We start from the raw sequence: 2,377 nt of genomic DNA, 5'->3' as shown, positions 1-2,377 counted from the left end.
CATGAGCACCACCGCGATTACGCCTCCCCCCGTCCCCCTCGGCCGCCGCATAAAACGCTTCATGGCCGACCGGCCGCTCGTCCCGCTGATCATCCTGCTCGTCATCCTGGTGGTGATCCTGCAGATCCTGCGCCCCGGCATCGTCAACGAGCGCTGGATCGCCAACACCATCAAATTCGCCATTCCGCTGGCGATCCTCGCCGGCTGCCAGACCATGACCATGCTGACCGGCGGCATCGACCTGTCGGTCGGCACGGTGGCGACGATGAGCGCCTTCATCATGGCCACGCAAATCGTCAACCAGGACCCGGCTGTCGCCTTCCTGCTGGCGATGATGCCGGCGGTGCTGATCGGCCTGGTCAACGGCATCGGCGTCGGCGTCTTCCGCGTCCACCCGCTGATCATGACGCTGGGCACCAGCCTGATCGGCACAGGCTGCCTGCAGGTCTACCAGCGCACGGTGATCGCGTCGGGCGCGAAAATCCCCGACTTCCTCGCCTGGCTCGGCACCGGCGTCACATCAGGCTTTCCCAACGCCCTGCTGCTGTTCATACCGCTGGCGGCGCTGATCGTCTTCACGCTGGCCCGCACCGGCTTCGGTCGCCTGCTCTACGCCGTCGGCGACAATGAGCGTGCGACCCGCCTCTCCGGCGTGCAGTACTGGCAGGTCATCACGGCGCTCTACGTCACTTCCAGCCTGCTCGCCGGCATAACCGGCCTGCTCTATATCGGCCTGATCAAGGCCCCGTCCCTCTCACTCGCCGAACCGCTGGTCCTGCCCTCGGTCGCCGCCGCCGTCATCGGCGGCACCTCCATCTTCGGCGGCCGCGGCGGCTACACCGGCACCATCGTCGGCGCCCTGATCCTGACCGTGCTGACGACGCTGCTGACGATCCTGCAGATGCCGGAGGGGGCAAGGCGCATCCTGTTCGGGCTGATCGTGCTGTTCGTGACGGCGGCTTATTTGCGGATCGTGGAGGAGCGGTGACAGGAACCTTGAGCGGCAGGCCATGAATTTATCGCCTGCACGCGTCCAGATCTCATCGAAATGCCATCAGCTTCCAGAAAATCGTCGCTTCAGTGGATTTGCCAATTATATTAGTTGTTGTTGAATTATATTTGGCGAGCGCTACTGGTGTCAGAATAACTATTTCCTTCCGGCACTCACTTTCAACCCTTGCTTAACGGCCATGCTTCATTCTGCGAATCGCAGGCAAGGCATTCAAGGATTGCTCGATGCAGATCAGTTCCGACCTCACCGTTACGATACAGAAGCTGCTGTCGGCCAGGAGCGGCCTTGTTGGCACCAGCCAGCAGACATTCGCCAAAGCGGGCACGGCGCTGCGGACCGAGGCCCCGGTCATTCGTCCGGGCGCGACCGGCGACGAGGATGGCACCGAATACGATCTGTTCGGCAGCTTCGGCCAGGCCCCCGATGTGCCGGCGACTTCGTCCGCCTCCTCCACCACCACGGCGGACGACCCCTACATGCATGCCGGCAAGGCCAATTATGGCGAGCTCTATGCCGAGTATACGCGCTTCATCGCCTCGATGATCGAGGCGGACCGCCAGCACAAGGACTCCACCGTCGAGCGCCACTTCATCCCTGCCGGCGAGACGCGGGAGACGGTGATGGCCATGGACGAACATGCCTATATGTGGGCCGTCCAGGACGAGATGGAGGCCGCCGCCGACCGCAGCCCGCAGGCGCAGGGCAACAAGACGATTGCCAACCAGGGCCTGAACTATGGCGACGCCACCAGGATGGCATCCGATGCCTTGTTTAGCCTGCAAAAGGCGTTGCCGGCTCTGAACGACACGCTCGCGCGTCTGACCCCCAAGGCAGTTGAGGAGCGCATGCAAAGTGTCGGCGACGACCCGAAGCTGCAACGTCTGGCGCAACAGGTGGCCAAGAACGACATGCTTTCCGCCAGGAGCAGCCTTCGCTACGTCGACAGGATCGTCAGAAGCGTCGAGAGCGGCTCCAACAAGGTCGATGGCGCCATTCTGGTCAAGAACGGCCAGGGCCAGTACCAGCTTGGTGATTTCTCGATCTCATTCAACGGCCAAGTGATGTTGACCTCCAAGGATACGTTCAAGGCATTCTGAACGCCGCGCGTCGGCGGCTTCCCCGGCGTTGAGCACGAGACCCGCCGTCCGGCGTGAAATACTGGCAGGCCGTCACGGCGCTCCACGTCACCTCGAGCCTGCTCGTCGGCGGACTGCTCCTATCGGCCTGATCAAGGCCCGTCCCTGTCACTCGCCGAACCCCTGGTGCTGCCCTCGGCGGCGGGCGTCATCGCCGGCAACACCCATCATTGGCGAATTACGGTGACAGTGCACTTTTACATCGCCTCGTCGCCCCCTCACCCACCCC

2 protein-coding genes are annotated in these 2,377 nt (G+C 63.2%); both read left to right on the top strand.

Annotated features, from left to right (window positions below; genetic code table 11):
- Position 1 precedes the first annotated feature (1 nt).
- Complete coding sequence (locus D3242_RS33100) at positions 2-988, top strand: ABC transporter permease (RefSeq protein WP_064981850.1); 987 nt, start codon at positions 2-4, stop codon at positions 986-988.
- Positions 989-1,236: 248 nt separating this feature from the next.
- Positions 1,237-2,109, top strand: a complete 873-nt coding sequence (locus tag D3242_RS33095) for a hypothetical protein (RefSeq protein ID WP_064981852.1) — start codon at positions 1,237-1,239, stop codon at positions 2,107-2,109.
- Positions 2,110-2,377: the final 268 nt, after the last annotated feature.

It is taken from the genome of Mesorhizobium jarvisii (genome assembly GCF_003601985.1).
Taxonomy (GTDB): domain Bacteria; phylum Pseudomonadota; class Alphaproteobacteria; order Rhizobiales; family Rhizobiaceae; genus Mesorhizobium; species Mesorhizobium jarvisii.
This window is presented reverse-complemented; position numbering and strand designations above follow the sequence as displayed.

Excerpts from the sequence above, each read along its gene's own strand:
- D3242_RS33100 (WP_064981850.1), top strand. The coding sequence starts at position 2 with ATGAGCACCACCGCGATTACGCCTCCCCCCGTCCCCCTCGGCCGCCGC.
- D3242_RS33095 (WP_064981852.1), top strand. The coding sequence starts at position 1,237 with ATGCAGATCAGTTCCGACCTCACCGTTACGATACAGAAGCTGCTGTCG.